3 protein-coding genes are annotated in these 2514 nt (G+C 25.1%); 2 read left to right on the forward strand and 1 reads right to left on the reverse strand.

Features of this window, described 5'->3' with window-relative positions; genetic code table 11:
* On the forward strand, positions 1-698 hold a 698-nt coding region (locus tag Q5F54_RS13005), incomplete at its 5' end, for a PfkB family carbohydrate kinase (protein ID WP_302334579.1).
* 198 nt (positions 699-896) lie between these two features.
* The gene (locus tag Q5F54_RS13010; protein ID WP_288526871.1) at positions 897-1217 is read left to right on the forward strand and encodes a YlbF family regulator; all 321 of its coding nucleotides are present in this window, start codon (positions 897-899) and stop codon (positions 1215-1217) included.
* A gap of 79 nt (positions 1218-1296) precedes the next feature.
* On the opposite strand, the gene Q5F54_RS13015 is transcribed toward Q5F54_RS13010, so the two are convergent.
* Positions 1297-2430, reverse strand: a complete 1134-nt coding sequence (locus Q5F54_RS13015) for a hypothetical protein (RefSeq protein ID WP_302334580.1) — start codon at positions 2428-2430, stop codon at positions 1297-1299.
* Between the last annotated feature and the right edge of the window lie 84 nt (positions 2431-2514).

Raw genomic sequence — 2514 nt, forward strand, 5'->3', positions numbered from 1 at the left:
CTAGTAAAACAGGATATCCTAAATTTACCTTTTTAGACTTAACTAATGAAATGACTAATTATTATAAAGTATGGAAAGATTTAAATGTAAATTTTGATTGTATATATAGTGGCTTTTTAGGATCTATAGCTCAAATAGATATTGTTTCTAAATTTATAGAAGAGAATCCTAACGCTTTTATTGTTGTAGATCCTATAATGGGAGATGATGGAGTATTATACCCTATATTTAATGAAGAATCTTGTCTTAAAATTAAAGAGCTAGTTAAATTATCTAACTTAACTACTCCTAACCTAACAGAAGCATGCTTTTTGACTGGGAGAGATATAACAAAACGTGATCTTACACGTAATGAAATTGTAGAGATAGCTAAAGATATTTCTAAATTAGGTCCTGACAAGGTTATAATAACAGGAATACTAGAAGGAGATAATATTTCAAATATGGCATATGATAAAACTACTGATGAAATATTTTTTACCTCTATAAAATATAATAACTGTTCTTATAGCGGAACAGGTGATATATTTACATCTATACTTTGTGCTATGATATGTAGAGGATTTGATTTAGTATATTGCGTTAACACCGCAACTAATTTTATATATAAAGTAGTTGAATATAGTGCTAATTTTAATAGTGATAGAAACGATGGAATAAGATTTGAAGAGTTTTTAAGCGATTTAACAAAAATTTAGGAGGTCATAAAGATCTCCTTTTTCAATATACTATTTCCTTCTAAGTCTTATTTAATACTATATATATTATTAATTTGCAGTTATTTTTTATACACTTTTATTAGCATTTAAATATAAATATATATATTAATTATTAGTCTATTACAAGCCTTAATATTATAAACTATAATATATAGTTTTGTAATGGGGGGATATTATATGAACATAAATCAATTATCAAAAGAGGTTGCATCATTTATAAAAAATACAAATGAATTTAAAGCTATGAATAAAAGTAAATTAGAATTGGATAAAAATAGAAACTTAAAAAGGCAATTCGATATGTATATTAATAAAAAAAATAACCTATATTCAAACTATTCTTTAGAGGATGCCTCTAAAAAGGTAAATCAATTAAATAGAGATTATAATGATTTTTTTAATTTACCTGTAGTATCAAATTATATACAAAAGACAAAAGAATTTAATAATATGATGGAAAACTTCTATAAATTAATAGAAAAAGAACTATTAAGGTAAACACTAAAAAACTCTTTTTTAAAAATAATTTAAGATAGCTCTAAATAAAAAAGAATGCCTGTAATAGGCATTCTTTAATTTAATATATATCTCTTGGTTTCATCATGCTTTGCATCATATTTTGCATCATCATATAGTAATTCATCCACATATCATTTACATCTTGATATTGATCCATATAACCATTCATATATGGCATATCTAATGATGGATATTGTTGTGCAAAATCTCCCATACATTGCATTTGATACATGTCATACATAGGACTTACATAAGTTGGACAATCATTCATATATAAATCTTCATTATTTATATATATTATTTCATCATCATCTTTCATATAATTCATATTACACATATCATCCATTTTTTTCTTATTATTCATATTACACATATTTTTCATATCATATTTTATTTCATTTGCTTTTTTGTTAGTGTAATTACATCCACATTTGTATTCTTCATAATTTTTATTACAGCTTGGTTTACATTTATTCATTTTAACATATTTAGGCATTGTGTCATTACATTTTGTTTCTTTATAGTTACATTGGTTTAATTTCATGTTACATTTGTTAATCATATCTTCACATTTATTAGATTTTGATTCATATTCTTTTATTTTTTCTCCAGCATTTTTATAGCATTGTAATGCCTTTTCATCACACTTCATAGCTTGACAATATAATTCTTTAGCTTTTTCATTATGAACTTGAGCTTTTTCATATAAACATTTAGCTTGTTCACAATTTTCTTGTGCTTGTGCTTGAGTTTCTTCAGCTTCTTTATATAAACATTTAGCTTCTTGACAAAGATTTTCTGATTTTTCTAGTAGTTGCTCAGCTTTACATTTTGCTGCTTTAGATTCTTTTTCTGCATTTTTAGCTTTCTTCATTAAATTTTGAGCATCTGCTGCTAATACTTTTGCTGATTCTTCACATTCTTTTGCCTGTTCTAGTGTTTCTTCTGCTATACATTGATGTTCCAATGCTTTTTCAAATAGCTCTTCAGCTTTTGAAGCTAAATCTGCACATGTATCAACAAATTTCACTTCACAATCATTACATATAGGTTCTATATATTTTTTTACAGATTTTTTGCAACTATTAACTGGTTTACATGTATTATTAGGTTTACATGTATTTAATAATGAATCATTACACACATCTTGTTGAGGTATACATGAGCATGATGATTTTTTTTTCTTTTTCATAATAAGTCAAAACTCCTTTTGCTGTATTTTTTTCCCCCATAAGAAAAAACTTATGTTACCTAATATAATTATATGATTGGATGT

This window comes from uncultured Romboutsia sp., assembly GCF_958366745.1.
Taxonomy (GTDB): domain Bacteria; phylum Bacillota; class Clostridia; order Peptostreptococcales; family Peptostreptococcaceae; genus Romboutsia; species Romboutsia timonensis.

What these genes read in the sequence shown, in the direction of transcription:
- Q5F54_RS13010 (WP_288526871.1), top strand. Translation starts at nt 897, where the DNA reads ATGAACATAAATCAATTATCAAAAGAGGTTGCATCATTTATAAAAAAT.
- Q5F54_RS13015 (WP_302334580.1), bottom strand. Translation starts at nt 2,430, where the DNA reads ATGAAAAAGAAAAAAAAATCATCATGCTCATGTATACCTCAACAAGAT.